Here is a 20,501-nt window from a genome sequence, read left to right on the forward strand (position 1 = left end):
CTCCCTTTCATTGCTCATATATATTATCTTTAGCGACTTCCTTCATTCTAGAAAAATCTTTAATGACAATAACTCCATTACTTTTTTCAATTAATTTTTCATTATAAAATCTTTGTAATACCCGAATGACGTGCCTATAACTTACCCCTATAAAGTCTGCAATACTCGTTACCGAAGTCGTATCCAAATCCCCTTTGTACATATTTCCGTTACTATCTGTTGAAATTGAAAGTAAATAACTAGCTACACGTACTTCTACAGGATAAAGTAAATTAAGAGCAGTAAAACGAGTCGATATTTTTAACGTGTTCGCAATGTTTTCAAGTAAGAATTTCATAAATATAGGATCATGTAATAACTTGTTTCTAATAACCGTATTAGAAATGGAAATCGCTACAACATCTGAACAAGCTTCAACGACATTATGTGCTTTGCTATTTTGAATTAATTCAATATCACCAACAATTGCGAGTGGATTGATAAAGCGAAGGATTAGTTTCTTCCCTTCAGGTGTAATCGTATAAACTTTTACTTTACCTTTAACAACAAAATATAAACGATCCATTTCGTCATCTATATTGCAAATAAGCTCGCCTTTTTCAAAATGATTTAATTGAAAATATGCTGTATCTATTTCTGAAAAAACCTCGAGCGTTTTATTGATTTTCAAATAATGCGTAATTAAACTTGATCTATTCTCCATATTCATATCCTCCTTTCATTTACATATTAAATACAACAATACCTATAATCATTACTATTGTTCCCACAATATGATATCTCTCCATCTGTATCTTTTTTATATGAAACAGTCCTTTCATTTCAATAACTGTTGCCGTTAACAATTGAGCAACCATTAGTGTGCCAGCTGTCAATGTAACTCCTAGTGAATATATCGCCATAGTTTCTGCACAAATAATGAATCCACCAAATGCACCCGCTACTAAATATATTTTTTTTACACTCTTTAAATCCGTTACTTTCTCTTCTTTCTTTAACAAAAATACAGTTGTTGCAATAATGAATCCAATTAAATGGGTTATAATACTCGTCGACCATATACCGATATGTGAACTAAGTTTCGCATTAAAGGTTCCTTGAAGTGTTATAAATATCCCCGCAAAAACAGCAAATAGAATACCTTTCAAAAAATCATCTCCTCATCCTTTATTTCTGACTTAATTAAAAACCATCATCCTATAATGGCAAAAGGACAAATGTCACATCACTATGAAAATAACTTGGAATGAAAAAAAAACACACCTCAAAAATACGAGATGTGTTTTTATTATTTATATATAATGTTTTATAAATAAAAATTACGCTACATTAAAAGATTTCTTTTTCATAACAAACTTTGCAAATAAGAAACGTACAAGCGGTCCCATAATAATTAATTGTAATGGATATGCCATTATGAAATTTTTAATAAAAATCGAAAAATAAATTGAAACAAATGAATCTCCTTGTAGTCCACCATGTAAATGCATCATAGCCATACCGAAAAATGACATAAAGAACACCATTCCGATTACCATAGTTGTCGCCATTGCAACTATAATATTTATTTTCTTAGATTTATCAAATGGCAACATGAATACAATTTTTTTCACACAAGGTCCAACTATACTTATTTCAATTAATAGCGCAATAATAAAGCCAATTAATAGTTCTAATGCAATCTCTTTAATATAAATTGGTCCTCCTGTTTCATTCATTAGTAAATTGTAAAACGTCATTACGATAACCATTCCAAGGCACATCATCATGCCAAATTGGAGGTTTTCTTTTCTTGTTGTTGGCAAATTTCATCATCCTCTCTCTTTGAGTCTTTGTCATTATATCGACATTGGAACCCCCTTCGTAAGTGAACATTTTGTGAACAAATTTAAAACGTTTTCATGTATTTTCTTTACTTTCAACTCAAATTCTCACTTTTACTTATAAAGGTTTTATATATTTCAATGTTGAATTACTAAATTTAACATTGCATTACATTATTACTAGGAGGATAACCATGAATGAAGCAGAATTTTACGCATATCACATCGTAACAAGGAAAAGAATGCATATCGGACAAATGATTCCTTTTAAAAAAAATCAACACAATACTCTATATAACTTCTTTTTTGAAAGAGAACAATTAAATGCTAATGGTGAAGATGGCATACAAATTTTAAATAATCACTATAAAAATGACGAATTACATATAAATAATGAAAATGCTAAAGTAGTTATGAGTTATATGGATCAAACAATTAGAGCAGTTAGAGAAACAATTGTAGAAATGGTTAGACTACAAGAATTCCCTGAATACCCTTCCAGGTTATCTTGTTTATACGCTTCAAAAAGCTATGAAGATGCTTTAAAATGGAAAGCATTATTTGATTCTTACAATCGAGAAGTTTTACAGATTGTTAAACTACGAGTAATCGGAAGTTCTTTTGAAGGTGACGGGAATCTTTTACCGAAAGAAGATGGTATTCCTTTTTCTCAAAAAATCGAACAAGCTAGAAAGTATTGGAAAGGAAATATTAGAAATGAGCTTCCTGAGCTACTGATTAATGGAGAAATTGAAGTGGTGGAAATTATTGATGACTTTTCCTCAATTCATATTTAATTTCTAACTAAATCATATAGGATGGAGATTACAATGAAGAAAAAAGTATACTTCAATCATGATGGCGGCGTAGATGATTTAATTTCATTATTTTTATTACTTCAAATGGAAAACGTTGAACTTACCGGTGTATCTGTTATCCCAGCAGACTGCTATTTAGAACCCGCAATGTCTGCAAGTCGTAAAATTATTAATCGCTTCAGCAAAGATAATATTGCAGTAGCCGCTTCAAACTCTCGCGGGCAAAACCCGTTTCCGAAAGACTGGCGGATGCATGCATTTTATGTAGATGCTTTACCAATTTTAAATGAGTCTGGAAAAGTTGTAACACCCATGGCAGCAAAGCCTGCACATCACCATTTAATAGAAACACTTCTACAAACGGAAGGAAAAACAACTTTATTATTTACCGGGCCCCTAACTGACCTTGCTCGTGCGTTATATGAAGCTCCCATAATTGAAGATAAAATTGAATGTCTCGTTTGGATGGGTGGTACATTTCTTACAGCAGGCAATGTACATGAACCAGAGCATGATGGAACAGCTGAGTGGAATTCGTTTTGGGACCCTGAAGCAGTAGCTCGTGTATGGGATGCAAAAATTAAAATCGACTTAGTGACACTAGAAAGTACAAACCAAGTTCCGTTAACTATAAACATACGTGAACAGTGGGCAAAAGAACGAAAGTATATTGGTATGGATTTCCTTGGTCAATGCTATGCAATGGTTCCCCCCCTCGTTCACTTCTCAACGAACTCTACCTACTATTTATGGGATGTACTAACTACCGCGCTTGTCGGAAACACTAGCCTTGCAAAAACTGAAACGATTAATAGTATTGTTCATACATACGGACCAAGCCAAGGACGTACAGAGGAAACTGCTAATGGACGACCTGTAAATGTCGTTTACGATGTAAAACATGATACTTTCTTCGAGTATATTACTGAATTAGCAAAGAAAGCTTCTACTTGAATCACTATCTATACGAAAAATAAATAGATTGAAATCACTTCAGACGATGAACCCCCATATTTAGAATTTGGTTGAAACTACATATTTAACTATTGAAAAGAGTATTGAATTAAATTTCAATACTCTTTTTGTGCAATTTAATTATATTGGATTAATGTAGTGTCTTATTGATTATTCATTTCATAACCATTGACAAAATAAGTTATTGTTTCTAACTCATCTTCATTTAATTCTCTATCTAGTTCTTGTTTATACGCTGCCTTTATCTTCTCTTCATCACCTTTATGAGCTTCTGTATAAGTTCCTACTGTTTTTAACATACGAATCTCTTGTAAAAACTCCTCTCGATTTATCGCTTCCCCATGAGAGAGAATATATGTCTCAGCATCAAATTTCTCTAATTCATCTATCAATTTAAACGTTCTTTTCGTCGTATAGTTCCACTTCGAAGAAAAAATATCTGCATATATACAGTCTCCTAAAAATAATATCTTTTCTTCTTTCACGTAAATAACAACTGAATCATGTGCATGATCTCCGCCCACATGTTTTAACACGCATGTCACTTCACCAAGATCTAATTCAATTTGATTCTGGAACGTTAAGGTCGGAGGAATAATGTTAATATTTCTCGCTTTTTCTTCAAACTCTTTTTTTATGCAATCCGCACAAAATGCAATTTCAGTACCCTCTTTTACGCGTGCATCCAACGCTTCATCTGTCCATTCATAAGATACTAGTGACTGCATTTCTTTTTTCGTTTCAATATGCGCAATAGTTAAAGCATTTTGTAATACAGGCAATCCAAAAATATGATCCCAATGCCAATGCGTTAGTGCTACAAAATCAGGATTCGATACATTTTTTTCTTTTAACATTTCTAAAAATAATTGTGCATGTTCTTCTGAATTCCCTGCATCAATCATTAACGTTTTTTCTTGTCCAACGACCATTCCTAAGATAGGTCTATCTGTTTCAGAAACAGGTGTCATATACCAAAATGAGTTTCCTATTTTTTTAATTTGTTGCATAACCAATTCCCCTTTTCATTTTCTCACTTAAATTCAATATATAAATTATAACGAATCACTACTTTTTTCTCTATAATCAAACACAATTACTTGGACTAATCTAACTTTCCTTTTCGTAAGCTAAAAATAAGGGAATAGAATCGGAGTGTGATACTATGGAACGTTTATGGATTCCAATGATTGTAACATTTTTTTCGTTCGGTGGATTACTTTTAGGAGGTGCTGTTGGAGTAGCAACACGCCAACTCATTGAAGAAAAGATGCATCGTTTATACGCATTATGTGGCGGTATTTTGTTTGGGTTATTGTCACTTGAAATTATTCCTGAAACATTTTCAAGCTATGAAATGATTGGACCTATACTTGGTATAGCTATCGGTATTTTAGTTATGGGCTTATTAGATAACTATTGTCACCATCCAATGATACATAAAAAAGATCAACAAGCATGGCAAACCTTTCTTTTTCTCTCTTTCGCTATATTTATTCATAATATACCGAGTGGATTTGCGTTAGGTACAGCTTTTATAAATCATAATGACTCTGCCATTCCCTTTTTAATAGCAATCGTCGTTCACCATACTCCAGAAGGATTAGCTTTAATTATTCCATTTCTTTTTACAAAACATAAATATATTTCCTTTTTATTAACGACTTTATTACTTTCTCTTATTCTCGGTACTGGCACAGTTTTTGGCATTTTGATGGAAGGAAAAGCTCTTCACCTGCAAGGGCTCATTATGGGAAGTGCTATTGGTTCACTTGGATATGTCACAATTCATGAAATGCTTTGGAAAGCTAAGAAACAGCTCTCTTTCCTTACATTTCTAATATGGGCAACTAGTGGTTTTTTACTAATAACAGTGTTCACTTTATTCGCTGGTCATCATTAAAGTTGCTAAAGTGAAACTTTTGTTCCTCCCACACTGATTCTTAGATTACAAATAACCAGATAAATTTTCTTATTTGTATATTTTTCCTTTTTATCCAAAACATAATGTTATCTACCTATTATAAGGAGGAACAATTATGTTTGGGAAAACAGCCGGTGAAGCATTAGTTGATTTATTAATTGACTGGGGAGTAGAACACATATACGGTATGCCTGGAGATTCCATCAATTCTATCATTGAAGCTTTAAGAAAAAAACAAGATAAAATTAAATTCATTCAAGTTCGCCATGAAGAAGCTGGTGCATTAGCAGCGGCTGCCTATGCGAAATTAACAGGAAAACTTGGCGTTTGTATGGCAATTGCAGGACCTGGTGCTATTCATTTATTAAATGGTTTATATGATGCGAAACTCGATAAAGCCCCTGTTCTAGCAATTTCAGGTCAAGTAGAAACCGATTTACTTGGAACGGACTTTTTCCAAGAAGTAAATTTAGAAAGAATGTTTGATGATGTTGCGGTTTATAACCAGCGTATTATGTCAGCAGAGCAACTACCTGCCGTAGTGAATCAAGCAATTCGAATGGCTTATACGAAAAAAGGTGTATCCGTTCTTACAATTCCAGATGATGTCCCGAAATTCGAAGTGAAAAATGGTGCTCGTATTACAAATACTTCTTTTACTTTACCTGAGTTGTTTCCACAAAAAGAAGATTTAGATGGAGCGAAACTCGCAATAAATGAAGCGAAAAAACCTGTGATTTTAGCTGGAAAAGGAACAAAACATGCGAGAGAATCTTTACTTGCATTGGCAGAACATATTGGTGCTCCAATCGTACTTACATTACCTGCTAAAGGAATTATTCCTGATGAGCATCCTCTTTGTATTGGTGGATTAGGATTAATTGGAACGAAACCTTCTTATGAAGCAATGAAACATGCAGATACTTTAATTATGGTTGGTACTTCTTATCCGTTCACTGGTTTCTTACCTGAAAAAGCAAAAACAATTCATATCGATACAGATCCTGCCCAAATCGGAAAACGTTATGCGACAGATATTGGTTTAGCTGGTGATGCTGATAAAACATTACAATGGTTAATTGAAAATGTTGAAAAACACACAGACCATTCTTTCTTAGAACATCATCAAGAAATGATGAAAAAGTGGGAAGAAAAATTACACGATCAAGAAGACGATACTTCTACTCCAATTAAGCCACAACGCGTTATGCATGCTCTGCAGCAAGTAGCACATGATGACGCAATTCTATCAGTCGATGTCGGAAATGTAACAGTATGGACCGCAAGGCACTTCCGTATGACAAACCAGCAATTTGTCATTTCAAGCTGGCTCGCAACACTTGGTTGCGGTTTACCTGGTGCTCTTGCTGGAAAAATTGCATTCCCGGATAAACAAGTATTTGCAGTTTGTGGTGATGGCGGATTTGGAATGACGATGAATGACTTCGTAACAGCTGTAAAATATAAATTACCAATCGTTGTCGTCGTATTAAACAATAATAAAATTGCGATGATTAAATTCGAGCAAGAAGTGATGGGTAATATCGAATTCGAAACAGACTTAACGAACCCTGATTTTGCAAAATATGCAGAGGCGTGTGGAGGTATTGGATACCGTGTTGAGAATTTAGATGAACTACTTCCCGCTTTCCAAAATGCAGTAAAACAAAATAAACCATGTATTATTGATGTAGTTGTAGATGCTAACGAAGCACCAATGCCAGCAAAAATCACATTTGGTCAAGCCGCTGGTTATACGAAGCATATGATAAAAGAATTATTTGAAGAAGGTAAGATTGATTTACCTCCACTTTAAGCGAAAAAAGATAGCTGAAAACGATTTGTCTTCAGCTATCTTTCTTTACTTTTGTATCTCCCTATAAAAAGAAAAGTCATTCATAGTTGGTTGTACTTGTTTCTCTACTTGCACTTCTCTCCCTTCCCGCTTTGACCTTCTCACATTTCCTAGCTTAATCGCATCTTGCATGCTATTACTAATAAGGTTTCCAGCTAAGATTGTCATACTATAAAAAGCAATCGGTATAAGTACAATCCATGTATGAGTAGTTAAGTGCCGGAAGTTTTGACCAATTAATCCTGTCCATTCTTTTGTTACACTATCTGGATCCATTCCACTGAAGGTTATTGTTCCACCAAAAAATAATTGCAACAAACCAAGGTGTAAAAGAAGTAATAAAGTACTCACAAATTGTTGTGCTACTAATAAAAGAAATGATGGTAACATATGAGGCCATATATGGCGCTTCAACCTCTGCCATTTACTCCCGCCAAGCACAGTGGCTGCCAACATAAATTCTTCTTTCTTAATACGTTTAACTTCTTGCGCTACATACAACATAACTGTTGGTACAGCAAGACATGTAAGAACTATAATTTGAAATGTCACCCGCAAATACAACGGCACAACTTCCGCTCCACTATCAAACGTTAAAACTTCATTTAACATAAAATAAGAAATCATAACCATTGGTACAATACTAAAAGGATCAAAAAAGGATGAGATAACCGGAAAAGATCGCTTACCATACATACCAAGAAGTAAACCAATCCCTCCTCCAACTATAACTCGTAAAGTTGCTATAATTATACTCGCTCCAACTGTCCATTTCGCGCCTTCTATTATTAATTGGACAAGGTCACGGCCTTTCGTATCACTTCCGAACCAAAATTTACTTGATGGCGAAAATGGAGCAGCCACTAGTTCTCCTTTTTCATTATACATCATCGTAAGTTCACGAATATTCCCATCGAAAAATAACGTATATCCAATACTAATAATCATTAGTACACTCAGAAAAGTAACACCTATCCAAAATCTCACATCTCTTTTTACAACTTGCCACATGTTACACACGCTCCCTTATAACATTTTGTAAAAGCGTATGTAATATACGAAATAGTATAAAAAGCGGAACGTATAATATAACTAGACTCACTGTAAATATTTCTAATTTAGAATTTTCTTTTACAAATACAAACATTCCATATGTATTAAAAATCCATTCGATAATATATAAATTGGATAGCATAAATAAAATATTTGTTTTCGCATAGTAAATTGTCGTCAATAAAACATTCCTTGAAACATGATGTGTTAAAATATGCTGCAAACTTAGTCCTTTACTCTTCGCAAATATACTATAATCTTTCTCCATTTCTTCTTTAAAACGTAATAACAATAGTTTAATAAATAATAACGTTGTTGGTATTGTAAGACATATAATCGGTAACAATCGTACTCTCTCTTCTCCTAATCCAGCAAGTTTTATTGGCATAAAACCTGTTTTTTGAAAAACAATTACGACAAGAAGTTGTGATAATAAAATAAGTAATATATCCGGTATACTCTCTAGCGTAAGAAAAACTCCATTCCACATTTTTTGCTTCATATGAGAACGCTGCAATACCCAAACAACAAGTACATACGCTATAAGCAAAGATAGTAAAAAAGCTGATAGAAATACAATCATAGTTTCAATATAATGAATCCATATTTGTGGAAATAATTTTCTTGAGTCTCGAAATCCATATGTAATTTCCCATGGTCGGAGTAACTTTCCTCCAATAAACACAATTGTGTTCCAAAAACCGATTAAATCAATTTGCAATCCCTTAAATAATCGAGGGAGCGCACCTAAACAGATTATACATAGAATTGCAGCTAATAATTGTAAACAAGTAATCCAACACCACTTAGCAGTTCGCATGAACATAACTATTACCCCTTACCATTCGATAGAATATCTAGAAACAAAAAGAGCTAAATATGTCACATCTCTTTAGCTACAACATGTACTCGCTTTTGCCCACTAGGTAAAATAGCTTGGTATAAACACGTAACAAAAAATAATAAACCAAATAAAATAATATACAAAGTATCCGCCTCAATCCATTTCGGGAATAACATAGCTATCGCTCCAAGAGATAACAATTGAAACCCTGTCGTTAATGGACTTAGCAAACTTTGAACACGCCCCATAAACGATTCTTCTACGATCTCATACATCCATCCTGATATTGCAACATTAATAAACGGTAAAAAGAATGTCGCTAAAGCGATACATACATAAAAAGACCATACGTAATTTACAAAGTAACACATACCAAAGAAGACTCCTGATCCTGCCATACCAAAAACTATAATAGATTTTGGCGCATATTTCTTACCTATACTCGTTGCTACTATGCTTCCAATTAGTAATGAAATCCCTCCAACTACACCGCCCACCATTGCTAAACTTTCATACGTTTCTGGAGCTAGTTTGTATTTTAATATGTAAGTAGTGGATACACTTAAAACACCATTTAATAATCCAAATACGATAAATCCTAAAAGTAATTTTTTTAAAGTTTCATTTTGGTATATATACCTAATCCCTTCTTTAAACTCTGTTATTAACATCTTCAAATTAACTTCTTTCCATTTTGTTCTACCATTTGGTAAACGAACTTTTTCTGGAATGGAGATTGTTTGAATCAAAATACCACTCATAATAAAAGTGAGCGTATTTACTAAAATGCTCCCGTAAATTCCAAAAGTCCAGTACACCATCGTTGCAATTCCTACACCAAACAAAGCATACAAACTATTTACCATTTGATTAATACCCGCTGCTGCACCGTATTGGTCTGATTCAACTACTCCCTGTATCATCGATTGTTCTGCTGGAGAGAAAAATTGTATACACGCATTTTCCAAAAATAAAAATATAAAGACAAGTATAATCATCCCGTAATAAAGCGAAATTAGGATTCCAATATTACAGAGCGAGCAACATATGTTACTTACTGTACATATACGTTGTCTATCAAATCGATCCACTACTGTCCCTACCAATAGAAAAAAGATTAATGCAGGTAATGCAATCATAATTTGTGTCATCGTTGCGTAAACTGGTTGTTTTCCGTATTGATCTAGCAAATAAAACATTAAAGAAATTCCAGCTATCATAGAACCGAGTCGCTCTAAAATATTTGCTAGAAAAAAACGTGCATACACTTTGTTGCGAAATAACTGTAGCATTTCTTTCATACTTCGTATCCTTTCTCTCGACAAAATAGTATTGTTTTAGTCATTTCTTGGAAGTTACATTATATTTTTCGACCATTATCCAATCTTTTCCTTCTTTATAAAAAACATAAAAAAAGAGCCCTTATTCTCAACACAAGGACTCTTTTCATAAACTATTTAGCTACCTCTTCTTTCGGCATTACCATACCTTTATAAAGTTGAACAGTTATCCAGTAATAAATGAAATAAATGACTAAGAAAATTCCTATTGGCACCCACACTTTCACAAACGGGTCAACTAATATAAAGCTAAATAAGTTAAGCCCTACTAAAACGTGAGAAATGCCAATGATCGCTGGGAAGATAAATAAATATGAAATTTCTTTATATATACTTTTCGTTAACATACTGCGTCTCACACCAATTTTTCGTAACATTTCATAACGGCGTACGTCGCGAGAAGCACCTGTTAATATTTTGAACATAAGGGAACTTGCCATCATTGCTAAAAAGGCAATTCCGAGGAAAAATCCCATAAACATTGTTCCGCTCATGAAGCTGTTCATAAACTGATAAATTGTCATTTTCGTAAATAAGTCTACCTTTTCACCTGTTGCTTTTTCAATTTGTGCTTTTTGTCTCTTGTCTATTTCGATCAATAACGGTTTATATTTTTTCATATCATCTACTTTTGCTAATGTTACAGTGTGTTCTGTTCCTTGAATTCCTTGATAATGCTCTTCGTCTGCAATTCTTACTGGTTTTCCGCTAAATTGATTATGCGTAATTTGTATCTCTCTTACAACTGCGTCTTCCCAATCCTTTGGCATACGAGGGAATTTTGCTAATTCAGGAGCCTCTAAAGCTGAATATACAGGTTCAGTTAAAGGTTCAGTCACACGTTTACGAACAGGCTCTTTTAACGTTTTTGTATCAAAATGGTCTGAAACAAGTGGTGGTTTCGCAGTTAAGTCGTTACGTAAATAATAAACCGCTTCTCCATCTACTTTATATTTGTACTTGCTTTCTTCAACAATTTCCATTTCTTTTAAGGCAGCTTTGTCTTGATCATTCGGATCATGAATTACAACATCATATACACGAGAAAAGTCTGTCATAATACCTACATTTTTTTGGAAAGCCATACCTGCCGTCATCGCACCTGCGCCTAATGCAATTAACATTGCTACAGTACCTAATACTCTCGATAAACTATTTACTCGAAAGCGTAGCTGTGCATATGTAAAACTATTTAAGCCCGTTTCATTTCGTTTTTTATTCCCCTTAATTTTCATCACAAAAAATGGGAGTAATGAACTAAAGATAAAATATGTTCCAAGTGTTGTAACGATGGTTGCTATAATAAAACCTAATTCAGCATATATTTTTACATTGATCATAAAATAGTACCCTGTACTTACTAGTAATACACCAAGTACTGTCATTATAATAATGCGAGTTTTACTTTTCTTTACTTCATCTAGTGTTTCATCTTCACGAATTAACTCTAGTTCAGTTTTACGTAACAATCGGACACTGTTCATTAAGCCAGTAATGAAAAATAGTATTAAGAAGAAAATAGCTGTAACTAAAATTGCTGGTGTGTATACAGATGCATAACTACCTTTTGCTGAAATTTCCATTCCATTCATTAAAAAGTTTCCTGCTACACTTGCAAGTAACATCCCTACTAAAATACCGATAATAATACTGACAATACCCATACCGAATGTTTCAATAAATAATAACTGTGCTACTTTTTTCTTTTTTGCACCAAGCATCATGTACATACCGAGTTCTTTTCTTCTTAACGTGAGTAAGAAAGAGTTGGCATATATAATATAAAATACAGTAATGAAAGATAATAGTATTGCACCTACCCAAAAGACGAGTCTAATACTACTAATTAGGCTATTATCTTTCGTAAATTCACTATTCATCGCCATTGTTTGGAACATGTAGAAAATACTAATACTAATAACGAGGCCAATAAGTAAAACCATATAATCTTTTAACATCTTTTTCATACTATGACGTGATAATTTAAATAACATAGTTTCGCCCCCCTACTTAGACTCAGCAGCTGAGCCCATATGAGCGAGCACACCTAAAATGTCTTGATAGAAATTCTCTCGAGTGCCTTGACGATTTAATTCTTTATAAAGAAGACCATCTTGAATAAATAAAATACGCTCACAATAACTTGCACTAAATGCATCGTGTGTAACCATCAAAATACTTACATTATGATTTTCATGTAAATCTTGCATCGCTTCTAATAAACTTTTTGCATTTTTACTATCAAGCGCTCCTGTCGGTTCATCTGCTAATACAATTGCTGGATTATGTACTAAAGCTCTTGCCGCCGCTGTTCTTTGCTTTTGTCCCCCAGAAACAGCCGTCGGATATTTTGTTAAAATTTCAGTGATGCCTAATTTCTTCGCAACGTCATTTACCTTTCCAGTAATCTCACTTGATGGTACGCCTTGCAAAGAAAGTGGTAAAGCGATATTTTCATAAATCGATAAATTTTCTAGTAAGTTAAAATCTTGAAAGATAAAACCTAATTTTTGAGATCGAAAATCTGATAATGCATTACCTTTCATAGAAGTAATATTTGTACCAGCTATCGTCACACTACCACCTGTCGCCTGGTCAAGTGTACTTATCACATTAAGTAATGTCGTTTTTCCAGATCCAGAAGGCCCCATGATCCCGACAAATTCTCCTTCTTTAATACTTAACGATACGCCTCTTAATGCTTTTGACTGATTCTCATTTCTTTTCCCATACGTTTTTTCTACACTTTCTACAGTAACTACATTTGTTGACATCTCTTTCACTCCATCCCTTTTGTATAAAATCAATTTCTCACATATTTCTTATTATTTTGTCATGTAAATTCTTAAGAATTTTTTAATTATTCATCCAATAAGAGTTACACCCTTAACATGAACCTATTTCCTACTTCATATTCTCATTTTTCTACAACTCGTTCCCTCGATTTCGCTTACATTTACCTTACATTTTTGTAAGATAAAAAAGAAAACACACTAATTTCTAATAGTGTGTTTTCTTTACAATCAATATTTTCTATTCTTTATTTCTTCTTCAATACTTGCCACAAATACATCTAGCGCAACAACTTCTGACTTCTCTTCTCCATATTTACGTACATTTACAGCTCCGTTTTCCATTTCCTTATCCCCAATAACAAGAATATACGGTACTTTTTGCATTTGTGCTTCTCTTATTTTATATCCTAATTTTTCATCTCGTGCATCCTCTTCAACACGAACTCCAGCTTGTGCTAATTTATGTGCAATCTCATTGGCATATTGTTCATGTACTGCATTTGAAACTGGAATTACTTTCACTTGAACTGGTGCCACCCATGCCGGGAACGCCCCTCCAAAGTGCTCAATTAATATTGCTAAGAAGCGATCTAATGACCCTAAAACTGCCCTGTGAATAACAACTGGTCTTTTCTTTTCATTATTTTCATCTATATAATTTAAATCAAATTTCTCTGGCATTTGGAAATCAAGCTGGATTGTTCCGCATTGGTGACTTCTATTTAAAGCATCTTTAATATGAAAATCAATTTTCGGCCCGTAAAAAGCACCGTCACCTTCATTTAGTCTATATTTATAATTTAGCGATTGTAACACATTTTCTAATGCCGCTTCTGCTTGCTCCCATAATTTATCATCACCCATTGAATCTTCTGGACGAGTAGAAAGCTCTACTTCATATTCGAATCCAAAAGTTTTATATACGTAATCAATTTGCGCCATTACTGATTTAATTTCATCTTCAATTTGTTTTGGAGTTACAAATAAATGTGCATCATCTTGGCAGAAAGTACGTACTCTTAATAATCCGTTTAACGCACCACTAAATTCATGGCGATGTACTTGACCAAATTCACACATACGAATCGGTAATTCACGATAAGAATGCAATTTATTTTTAAACATAAGCATGTGCCCTGGGCAGTTCATCGGTTTTAATGCAAAACTTTTATTATCTACTTCAGAGAAATACATATTATCTTTATAATGTCCCCAGTGCCCTGATTTCTCCCATACTTCTTGGTTCATCATGAACGGAGTGCGTACTTCTTGATAATTGTACTCTTTTTGAATTTCTCTTAAAAATGCTTCCAATTCGTTACGAATCATTTGTCCTTTCGGTAAATAAAACGGCATTCCCGGAGCCTCTTCAGAAAACATAAATAACTCAAGCTCATTGCCTAACTTACGATGATTTCTTTTTGCTGCTTCTTCAACGAAATGTAAATACTCTTCTAATTCTTTTTGAGAAGAGAATGCAACACCATATATGCGCTGAAGCACTTGGTTATTACTATCACCTCGCCAATATGCACCGGAAACGTGAGTTAATTGAAATGCTTTCAAATAACCTGTTGATGGTAAATGTGGCCCTCTACATAAATCTACAAATTCACCTTGTTTATATAGTGTTACACTTTCCCCACTAGGAATTGCTTCTAAAAGTTCTAATTTCAAGCGATCGTTCATTTCTTGAAACAGTTTTGCTGCTTCTTCTCGAGAAACCTCAACTCGTTCTATCTTTATATTTTCATTTATAATCTTTTTCATTTCTTTTTCGATTTTTCGTAAATCTTCTACGTTTACACTACTTGGAAAATCCATATCATAATAAAATCCATTTTCAATAACAGGCCCTACCCCAAGATTTATATCACCATACATTCTTTTTACAGATTGCGCTAAAATATGTGCCGCAGAGTGTCTTGCAATTTCTACACCTTCATTTGAATCTATAGTAATGATTTCTACTTCCGCATTTTCTTCAATATTTCGGCGTAAATCATATAATCCATCATTTACTTTCCCCGCGACTGCTTTCTTTTTCAAACTACTACTAATAGATCCCGCAATTTCTTCTAAAGTAATTCCTTTTCCAAATTCTTTCACGCTACCATCTGGAAATTTAATTTCAATCATTTGTTCTTTCATTTTTCATCTCTCCATTTCATAATAAAAAGCACACTCATCCCTAACATAGGGACGAGCGTGCTTTTACCCGTGGTTCCACCCAGATTCCCATCACAAAATGCAATGGCTTCTTTTACGGTAACGTCGTTTATACGGCACTAGATACTTAATTTCCCCAGTGCAGCTCTAAGGTGGTAAGTTATTTTTCTGCGTTAGGAAGTTCTCAGCTTTCCTTCCTTCTCTGTATAACCGGGTAAAATAACTCGTGTCCTTTTCTTCGCTTATTATGAAATTGAATGCAAAAAGCATATTCATCCCTAAATATAGGGACGAATATGCTTATATCCGTGGTTCCACCCAGATTCCCATCACAAAAAACATAATGGCTTCTTTTGCGATAACGTCGCATACACGGCACTAGATACTTAATTTCCCTAGTGCAGCTCTAAGGTGGTAAGTTATTTTTCTGCGTTAGGAAGTTCTCAGCTTTCCTTCCTTCTCTGTATAACCGGGTAAAATAACTCGTGTCCTTTTCTTTGCTTTTTGTAAAACATCCATTTATTGTTATTTAATATATCTTATTCATTTTATTTTTGCAAGTGTTTAAAAAAATTATTTATTTAATTAAAAAAGTGAAACCAAATTTTTTTGGTTTCACTTCACAATTTTACCAATCTTGTGGTTCGTAATTTAAGTCTGCAAATAGACGTCTTTTCTCTTTCTTCGTTAAATCTCTCCACTGCCCAACTGGTAAATTATTCAATTCGATATTCATAATTCTCGTACGTTTTAACGTGTATACTTGATAACCTAAAGCTTCACACATACGGCGAATTTGACGATTTAGCCCTTGTGTTAAAATAATTTGGAACTCATATTTTGATAACTGTGTAACCTCACAAGGAAGCGTTTTTGTTCCTAAAATTTTAACACCCGCTGCCATTTTCTCTAAGAAATCAGGTGTAATTGGCTTATCTACTGAAACGATATATTCTTTCTCATGTTTGTTTTCAGCACGTAAAATTTCATTAACAATATCACCATCATTCGTTAATAAAATTAAACCGTCTGAGTCTTTATCAAGACGTCCAATGTGACTAATTCGTAAAGGATGGTTCACTAAATCGATAATATTACCTTTTACAGCTTTTTCACTCGTACATGTAATACCTACTGGTTTATTTAAAGCGATATATACGTGATCTCGAGCAATTCGAAGCTGCTCTCCATTTACTCGTACATCATCACCTGGATTTACTTGGTCACCAATTTTTGCAACCTTACCGTTAATAATTACTCTTCTCTCATTAATTAGTTTATCCGCTCCACGTCGAGACGCTTTTCCAGCTTCACTAATAAATTTATTAATACGCAAATTAGGCACATCCTTTTCTAAAAAAAATTTCAAGCTCACACTGCTTCTACCGTACAATACAAAAGGGTAAGCCTCCTATTATAACTTAAATATATTAACATGAAAGGGTATATAACGTCTTCTATTAATTGCTTGTTTATAAGAAAATATCGTTATTATACAATCATTTATGCACTTTTTCAGCGTTTAATATACAAGCCATTCTTCCTTACATACAGCTTGTTTTCCTTGTATCTTTTCTATATCTTCATGAATATTAGCTAATTTATATAAATCTGGGAAAATCTCTTCCACATAATGTTGGTGCGCTATTTCATCTTTCCAATACGTTAACACTATGTAACGATTTTCATTTTTTAAAGACTTCCCAACTACCCCACCTAGCATTCCTTTTGCTTTTTCCATTCCTTTATTCCAAATTGTTTCTTGCTTATGTAAAAAATGCTTTTCCTTTTCCAATTTTACATCACATATAGCAACTCTTACGAATGCTCCCTCTATTACAACGTCTTTCAAATGCATATCAGTTATATCATACAACGTTTGAAATAATTCAATTTCACATGAAAGAAACGTATCCTCTTGATTACTATTTAAATAAATTGTATCGTGAGCACCATTCATAAATGATTGATATACACTTCTATCTTCCCATAAAGTAAATACACATGCCTCATCTTCATTCCATCCACCAAATTGTCCATGAAAACCATCTAGGTGCTGTATATCACGCCATTTTTCTTGCGCATTTGAAAACAATTCCTTTTTCTCTTCTTCCACCTTACAGTAGATTGTTTTTAGTAACATTTTTAATTCCCCCTTATGATCCGATACATTTCCCACTCGCCATACTTTCTATTTTTCCATATACACAAACGTTAATTTATTTTGTTATCAACTCCATTACTTATTCAAAGTTTGATGCCCTCCGTAAATGTTGTAAGTTGATTATTGGAATACTTACCGTGTAAAAATACATCTAAAATATAAAAATTAAAATCTCTTGATTTGCTTTCTTCCCCTGTTTATAGTTTACATAACATTATTATATATTACTTATTATCTATATCATTCAATAAAACATATTATTTTATTCTATACGCATAATAATTTTAATTCAAACAATTCAGAATTAAAATCCAAAAAAGATAGAAAGTAAACAATCTTACATTATCATCTACTCCCTATCCCTTTTATCATCAATTATTTTTCAAATAAATAATACGTAATGTCTCCTGGATAATGTACTACTGCTACCTTCCGCTCCCCTTTTTTAAAACTAACAGTATGCCCGTTTTCCCCTAAGTTCTCCCATCCACTCGCCTTTGTAATTGGCATTACACTTATATATTGATAGTCCTCTTCCTTATCATCGTTAATATGCATTGCTGACATTGGTACTGGAAAACCTTTAATTTTAGATTCTTTATTCATAAATATGAATGCAATTACACCAACTAATAACATAGCCATTGAAATACTTGAAACTAGTTTTCTTCTATTCATTTTCACTAAAAACCCTCTTTTCTCACATATAACTTTCATCATTTTACTAACTTTAATTATTTATGTATAGAAAAGATATATTTTAAATCATTTCTAACCTATTTTCTCTACTTAAAACAACATTATTGTTATATATTATAATTATAAGTTTTTAAATTTTGGAGGCGTTACATATTGCAGAAATTACTTTTTACTAAATGGACAGTTATTATTTCTATTTTCATCATTTTCGGTACAATTTTCTACGTTACTAATGTTAAAAATAACAACGAAAAAGCACCTGTAGAAACAGCGGATACAAAAACTTTCAAAACGAAATTACAACCTAAAATTAATGAATTGACTACTACTTATAATAACATCATCGAAAAAGATTGGTTGCCTGCCTGGGAAGAGATTAACACGAATGGAGATTCAGTAGATCGAAATAAACTATTAGTTACAATGAATGCCGTTTCCAAGCAGTATGAAACAATTATGAACGAAATAGACACACTTAAAATTGAAGAAAACATAACAAATATAGATATACAAAAACAACTACTTCAATTCACAACTCAGTTTAAATCCGCATCAAATTTCATGAAAAATGCAGCAAATTTGATTATAGACGGAACAAATAACTCTATTCCAACCAATGAAACTATTGAAAAAACAACACAAGCTTTAGGACTTGCGGATCAACATATTGTCATCGCTTTATCTACTTTAAATGAAGTTGAAGATAAATTAGGACTTACAAAAAAATAAAACTATTTACTATTTTAAAATAAAAAATGATTGCAATTCACAATTTGTATGTCTATAATATTTTTATTGATTTACAATCAATGTGTTTATAAATTTTATAATTCGGATGAACCATTCAGGAGAAGGTCTATTGATCTACCGACGGGGCAAAAAGTTGTTATACCAACTTTGAAACTCTCAGGTCTTGGTTACAAGTAGAACTGCATGGGGACGAATCTCTGGAGAGACTCCCTCTCGCTTTTATAGAGCGCGGAGGAAAACGAGCACCGAAGGAGCAAATCCGCTACTTTAGCGGATAATCTCTCAGGTAAAAGGACAGAGACAAGCGAAAGAAAAAGCCGATTGTATCGGTTTATTTTTCTATCCCTTGTTTCTCCAGAGACCATTTCATTTACTTGAAGTGGTTTTTATTTTTTCTAAAAAAGGAGAATAAAGATGGAGACAGTAAGTAAAGTATTAGAACAACTAAATCAATACGTGTGGGGATTACCAACTTTGCTGCTACTCGTTGGAACTGGTGTCGTTCTCACAGTGCGTTTAAAAGGTTTACAGTTTAGTAAACTATTATACGCTCACAAACTAGCTTTTAAAAAATCAGAAGATACTACTTCTTCTGGAGATATTAGTCACTTCCAAGCACTTATGACAGCTATGGCCGCAACGATTGGTATGGGAAATATAGCTGGTGTTGCAACAGCTGTTACTATAGGTGGACCTGGTGCAATATTTTGGATGTGGATTACCGCATTGTTCGGTATGGCAACAAAGTATGCTGAAGCAATACTTGCAGTGAAATACCGTGTTAGTAATGAAAATGGTGAATATTCAGGTGGGCCAATGTATTATTTAGAACGTGGTTTAGGTAAGAAATGGCTAGCAGTATTATTCGCTATATTCGGTACAACTGCTTCTTTTGGTATTGGTAATATGGTGCAATCTAATTCAGTTGCAGAGGCAATGCGAATTAATTTCTCTTTCCCTCCTGCTTTAACTGGCATACTAATGGCATTTTTAATCGCAATTGTTATTTTAGGCGGTGTAAAAAAAATTGGGAAAGTGACGGGATATGTTGTTCCTATTAAAGCTTTCTTTTATATAATTGCTGGTCTTATAATTATTTTCTATCACTACGACCAAATTCCTGAAGCATTTTCACTTATTTTTTCTGGTGCATTTAATGGTACAGCAGCTGCTGGTGGTTTTATTGGGGCAACAGTTGCATCAGCTATTCAAATCGGAATGGCTCGTGGTGAATTTTCGATCGAAGCTGGTTTAGTGAGTGATCTGTAGAGCATCGTATAGGAACAGAGAGT

General features: G+C 33.5%; 18 protein-coding genes, 1 pseudogene, 1 riboswitch and 1 other annotated feature. Of the genes and pseudogenes, 6 read left to right on the forward strand and 13 right to left on the reverse strand.

The features are described from left to right. Window positions 1-7: 7 nt before the first annotated feature. The 3 genes from H6481_RS20495 to H6481_RS20505 form a co-directional block, all read right to left on the reverse strand. On the reverse strand, window positions 8-703 hold the full coding sequence (locus tag H6481_RS20495) for a Crp/Fnr family transcriptional regulator (RefSeq protein WP_053564542.1): 696 nt from the start codon (window positions 701-703) through the stop codon (window positions 8-10). A 19-nt stretch (window positions 704-722) separates the two neighbouring features. Beyond that, window positions 723-1,148, reverse strand: coding sequence for a DMT family transporter (locus H6481_RS20500; protein ID WP_000676258.1), 426 nt, complete (start codon window positions 1,146-1,148; stop codon window positions 723-725). Window positions 1,149-1,319: 171 nt separating this feature from the next. Then, a complete protein-coding gene (locus tag H6481_RS20505) occupies window positions 1,320-1,805 on the reverse strand; it encodes a DUF2798 domain-containing protein (protein WP_182812994.1) in 486 nt (161 codons plus the stop codon). A gap of 212 nt (window positions 1,806-2,017) precedes the next feature. On the opposite strand from H6481_RS20505, the gene H6481_RS20510 reads away from it, so the two are divergent. Then, entirely contained in the window at window positions 2,018-2,620 is a 603-nt protein-coding gene (locus H6481_RS20510; RefSeq protein WP_182812996.1) for a DUF2441 domain-containing protein, read from the forward strand. A 21-nt stretch (window positions 2,621-2,641) separates the two neighbouring features. After that, window positions 2,642-3,595 (forward strand): nucleoside hydrolase, encoded by a 954-nt coding sequence (locus tag H6481_RS20515; RefSeq protein WP_182812998.1) that lies wholly within the window; start codon window positions 2,642-2,644, stop codon window positions 3,593-3,595. Between the two features lie 164 nt (window positions 3,596-3,759). Here the strand turns inward: H6481_RS20515 and H6481_RS20520 are convergent, their stop codons facing one another. Then, complete coding sequence (locus tag H6481_RS20520; RefSeq protein WP_088020948.1) at window positions 3,760-4,626, reverse strand: MBL fold metallo-hydrolase; 867 nt, start codon at window positions 4,624-4,626, stop codon at window positions 3,760-3,762. Window positions 4,627-4,781: 155 nt separating this feature from the next. On the opposite strand from H6481_RS20520, the gene H6481_RS20525 reads away from it, so the two are divergent. Both H6481_RS20525 and H6481_RS20530 read left to right on the forward strand, forming a co-directional pair. Beyond that, on the forward strand, window positions 4,782-5,519 hold the full coding sequence (locus H6481_RS20525; RefSeq protein ID WP_182813000.1) for a ZIP family metal transporter: 738 nt from the start codon (window positions 4,782-4,784) through the stop codon (window positions 5,517-5,519). A 136-nt stretch (window positions 5,520-5,655) separates the two neighbouring features. Next, on the forward strand, window positions 5,656-7,356 hold the full coding sequence (locus H6481_RS20530) for a pyruvate oxidase (RefSeq protein WP_182813002.1): 1,701 nt from the start codon (window positions 5,656-5,658) through the stop codon (window positions 7,354-7,356). A 45-nt stretch (window positions 7,357-7,401) separates the two neighbouring features. Here H6481_RS20530 and H6481_RS20535 read toward each other — a convergent pair whose 3' ends face one another. The 9 genes from H6481_RS20535 to H6481_RS20575 all read right to left on the reverse strand — a co-directional run bounded on the left by H6481_RS20535 (window position 7,402) and on the right by H6481_RS20575 (window position 18,480). Further along, window positions 7,402-8,406: an ABC transporter permease subunit gene (locus tag H6481_RS20535; RefSeq protein ID WP_182813004.1), complete on the reverse strand. Its 1,005-nt coding sequence runs from the start codon at window positions 8,404-8,406 to the stop codon at window positions 7,402-7,404. Window position 8,407: 1 nt separating this feature from the next. Then, the gene (locus H6481_RS20540) at window positions 8,408-9,274 is read right to left on the reverse strand and encodes an ABC transporter permease subunit (RefSeq protein WP_000481001.1); all 867 of its coding nucleotides are present in this window, start codon (window positions 9,272-9,274) and stop codon (window positions 8,408-8,410) included. Window positions 9,275-9,330: 56 nt separating this feature from the next. Then, complete coding sequence (locus tag H6481_RS20545; protein WP_254907413.1) at window positions 9,331-10,602, reverse strand: MFS transporter; 1,272 nt, start codon at window positions 10,600-10,602, stop codon at window positions 9,331-9,333. A gap of 143 nt (window positions 10,603-10,745) precedes the next feature. Then, the gene (locus H6481_RS20550) at window positions 10,746-12,626 is read right to left on the reverse strand and encodes an ABC transporter permease (protein ID WP_065483487.1); all 1,881 of its coding nucleotides are present in this window, start codon (window positions 12,624-12,626) and stop codon (window positions 10,746-10,748) included. A 12-nt stretch (window positions 12,627-12,638) separates the two neighbouring features. Then, a complete protein-coding gene (locus tag H6481_RS20555) occupies window positions 12,639-13,406 on the reverse strand; it encodes an ABC transporter ATP-binding protein (RefSeq protein WP_000106426.1) in 768 nt (255 codons plus the stop codon). A 249-nt stretch (window positions 13,407-13,655) separates the two neighbouring features. Beyond that, window positions 13,656-15,578, reverse strand: a complete 1,923-nt coding sequence (thrS, locus tag H6481_RS20560) for a threonine--tRNA ligase (RefSeq protein WP_098377142.1) — start codon at window positions 15,576-15,578, stop codon at window positions 13,656-13,658. A gap of 301 nt (window positions 15,579-15,879) precedes the next feature. Then, window positions 15,880-16,103: a binding site (T-box leader), on the reverse strand. A 121-nt stretch (window positions 16,104-16,224) separates the two neighbouring features. Further along, window positions 16,225-16,932 (reverse strand): 23S rRNA pseudouridine(2604) synthase RluF, encoded by a 708-nt coding sequence (gene rluF / locus H6481_RS20565; RefSeq protein WP_001222162.1) that lies wholly within the window; start codon window positions 16,930-16,932, stop codon window positions 16,225-16,227. A 186-nt stretch (window positions 16,933-17,118) separates the two neighbouring features. Beyond that, window positions 17,119-17,739, reverse strand: coding sequence for a YdbC family protein (locus H6481_RS20570; RefSeq protein WP_000925163.1), 621 nt, complete (start codon window positions 17,737-17,739; stop codon window positions 17,119-17,121). A gap of 396 nt (window positions 17,740-18,135) precedes the next feature. After that, entirely contained in the window at window positions 18,136-18,480 is a 345-nt protein-coding gene (locus H6481_RS20575; protein ID WP_182813006.1) for a hypothetical protein, read from the reverse strand. A 132-nt stretch (window positions 18,481-18,612) separates the two neighbouring features. On the opposite strand from H6481_RS20575, the gene H6481_RS20580 reads away from it, so the two are divergent. Further along, window positions 18,613-19,188 carry a hypothetical protein gene (locus H6481_RS20580; RefSeq protein ID WP_023521879.1) on the forward strand — a complete coding sequence of 192 codons (576 nt, stop codon included), beginning with the start codon at window positions 18,613-18,615 and terminating at the stop codon, window positions 19,186-19,188. Between the two features lie 208 nt (window positions 19,189-19,396). Further along, window positions 19,397-19,517: riboswitch (glycine riboswitch) on the forward strand. A gap of 106 nt (window positions 19,518-19,623) precedes the next feature. Further along, window positions 19,624-20,463: pseudogene (locus tag H6481_RS20585) on the forward strand (amino acid carrier protein); the annotation flags it as partial. Between the last annotated feature and the right edge of the window lie 38 nt (window positions 20,464-20,501).

Source organism: Bacillus sp. ME78, assembly GCF_903970865.1.
GTDB classification, from domain to species: domain Bacteria; phylum Bacillota; class Bacilli; order Bacillales; family Bacillaceae_G; genus Bacillus_A; species Bacillus_A cereus.

Excerpts from the sequence above, each read along its gene's own strand:
- H6481_RS20525 (WP_182813000.1), top strand. The coding sequence starts at position 4,782 with ATGGAACGTTTATGGATTCCAATGATTGTAACATTTTTTTCGTTCGGT.
- H6481_RS20555 (WP_000106426.1), bottom strand. The coding sequence starts at position 13,406 with ATGTCAACAAATGTAGTTACTGTAGAAAGTGTAGAAAAAACGTATGGG.
- H6481_RS20530 (WP_182813002.1), top strand. The coding sequence starts at position 5,656 with ATGTTTGGGAAAACAGCCGGTGAAGCATTAGTTGATTTATTAATTGAC.
- H6481_RS20535 (WP_182813004.1), bottom strand. The coding sequence starts at position 8,406 with ATGTGGCAAGTTGTAAAAAGAGATGTGAGATTTTGGATAGGTGTTACT.
- thrS (WP_098377142.1), bottom strand. The coding sequence starts at position 15,578 with ATGAAAGAACAAATGATTGAAATTAAATTTCCAGATGGTAGCGTGAAA.
- H6481_RS20550 (WP_065483487.1), bottom strand. The coding sequence starts at position 12,626 with ATGTTATTTAAATTATCACGTCATAGTATGAAAAAGATGTTAAAAGAT.
- H6481_RS20540 (WP_000481001.1), bottom strand. The coding sequence starts at position 9,274 with ATGTTCATGCGAACTGCTAAGTGGTGTTGGATTACTTGTTTACAATTA.
- H6481_RS20495 (WP_053564542.1), bottom strand. The coding sequence starts at position 703 with ATGGAGAATAGATCAAGTTTAATTACGCATTATTTGAAAATCAATAAA.
- H6481_RS20510 (WP_182812996.1), top strand. The coding sequence starts at position 2,018 with ATGAATGAAGCAGAATTTTACGCATATCACATCGTAACAAGGAAAAGA.
- H6481_RS20570 (WP_000925163.1), bottom strand. The coding sequence starts at position 17,739 with ATGTTACTAAAAACAATCTACTGTAAGGTGGAAGAAGAGAAAAAGGAA.
- H6481_RS20515 (WP_182812998.1), top strand. The coding sequence starts at position 2,642 with ATGGAGATTACAATGAAGAAAAAAGTATACTTCAATCATGATGGCGGC.
- H6481_RS20575 (WP_182813006.1), bottom strand. The coding sequence starts at position 18,480 with ATGATGAAAGTTATATGTGAGAAAAGAGGGTTTTTAGTGAAAATGAAT.
- H6481_RS20520 (WP_088020948.1), bottom strand. The coding sequence starts at position 4,626 with ATGCAACAAATTAAAAAAATAGGAAACTCATTTTGGTATATGACACCT.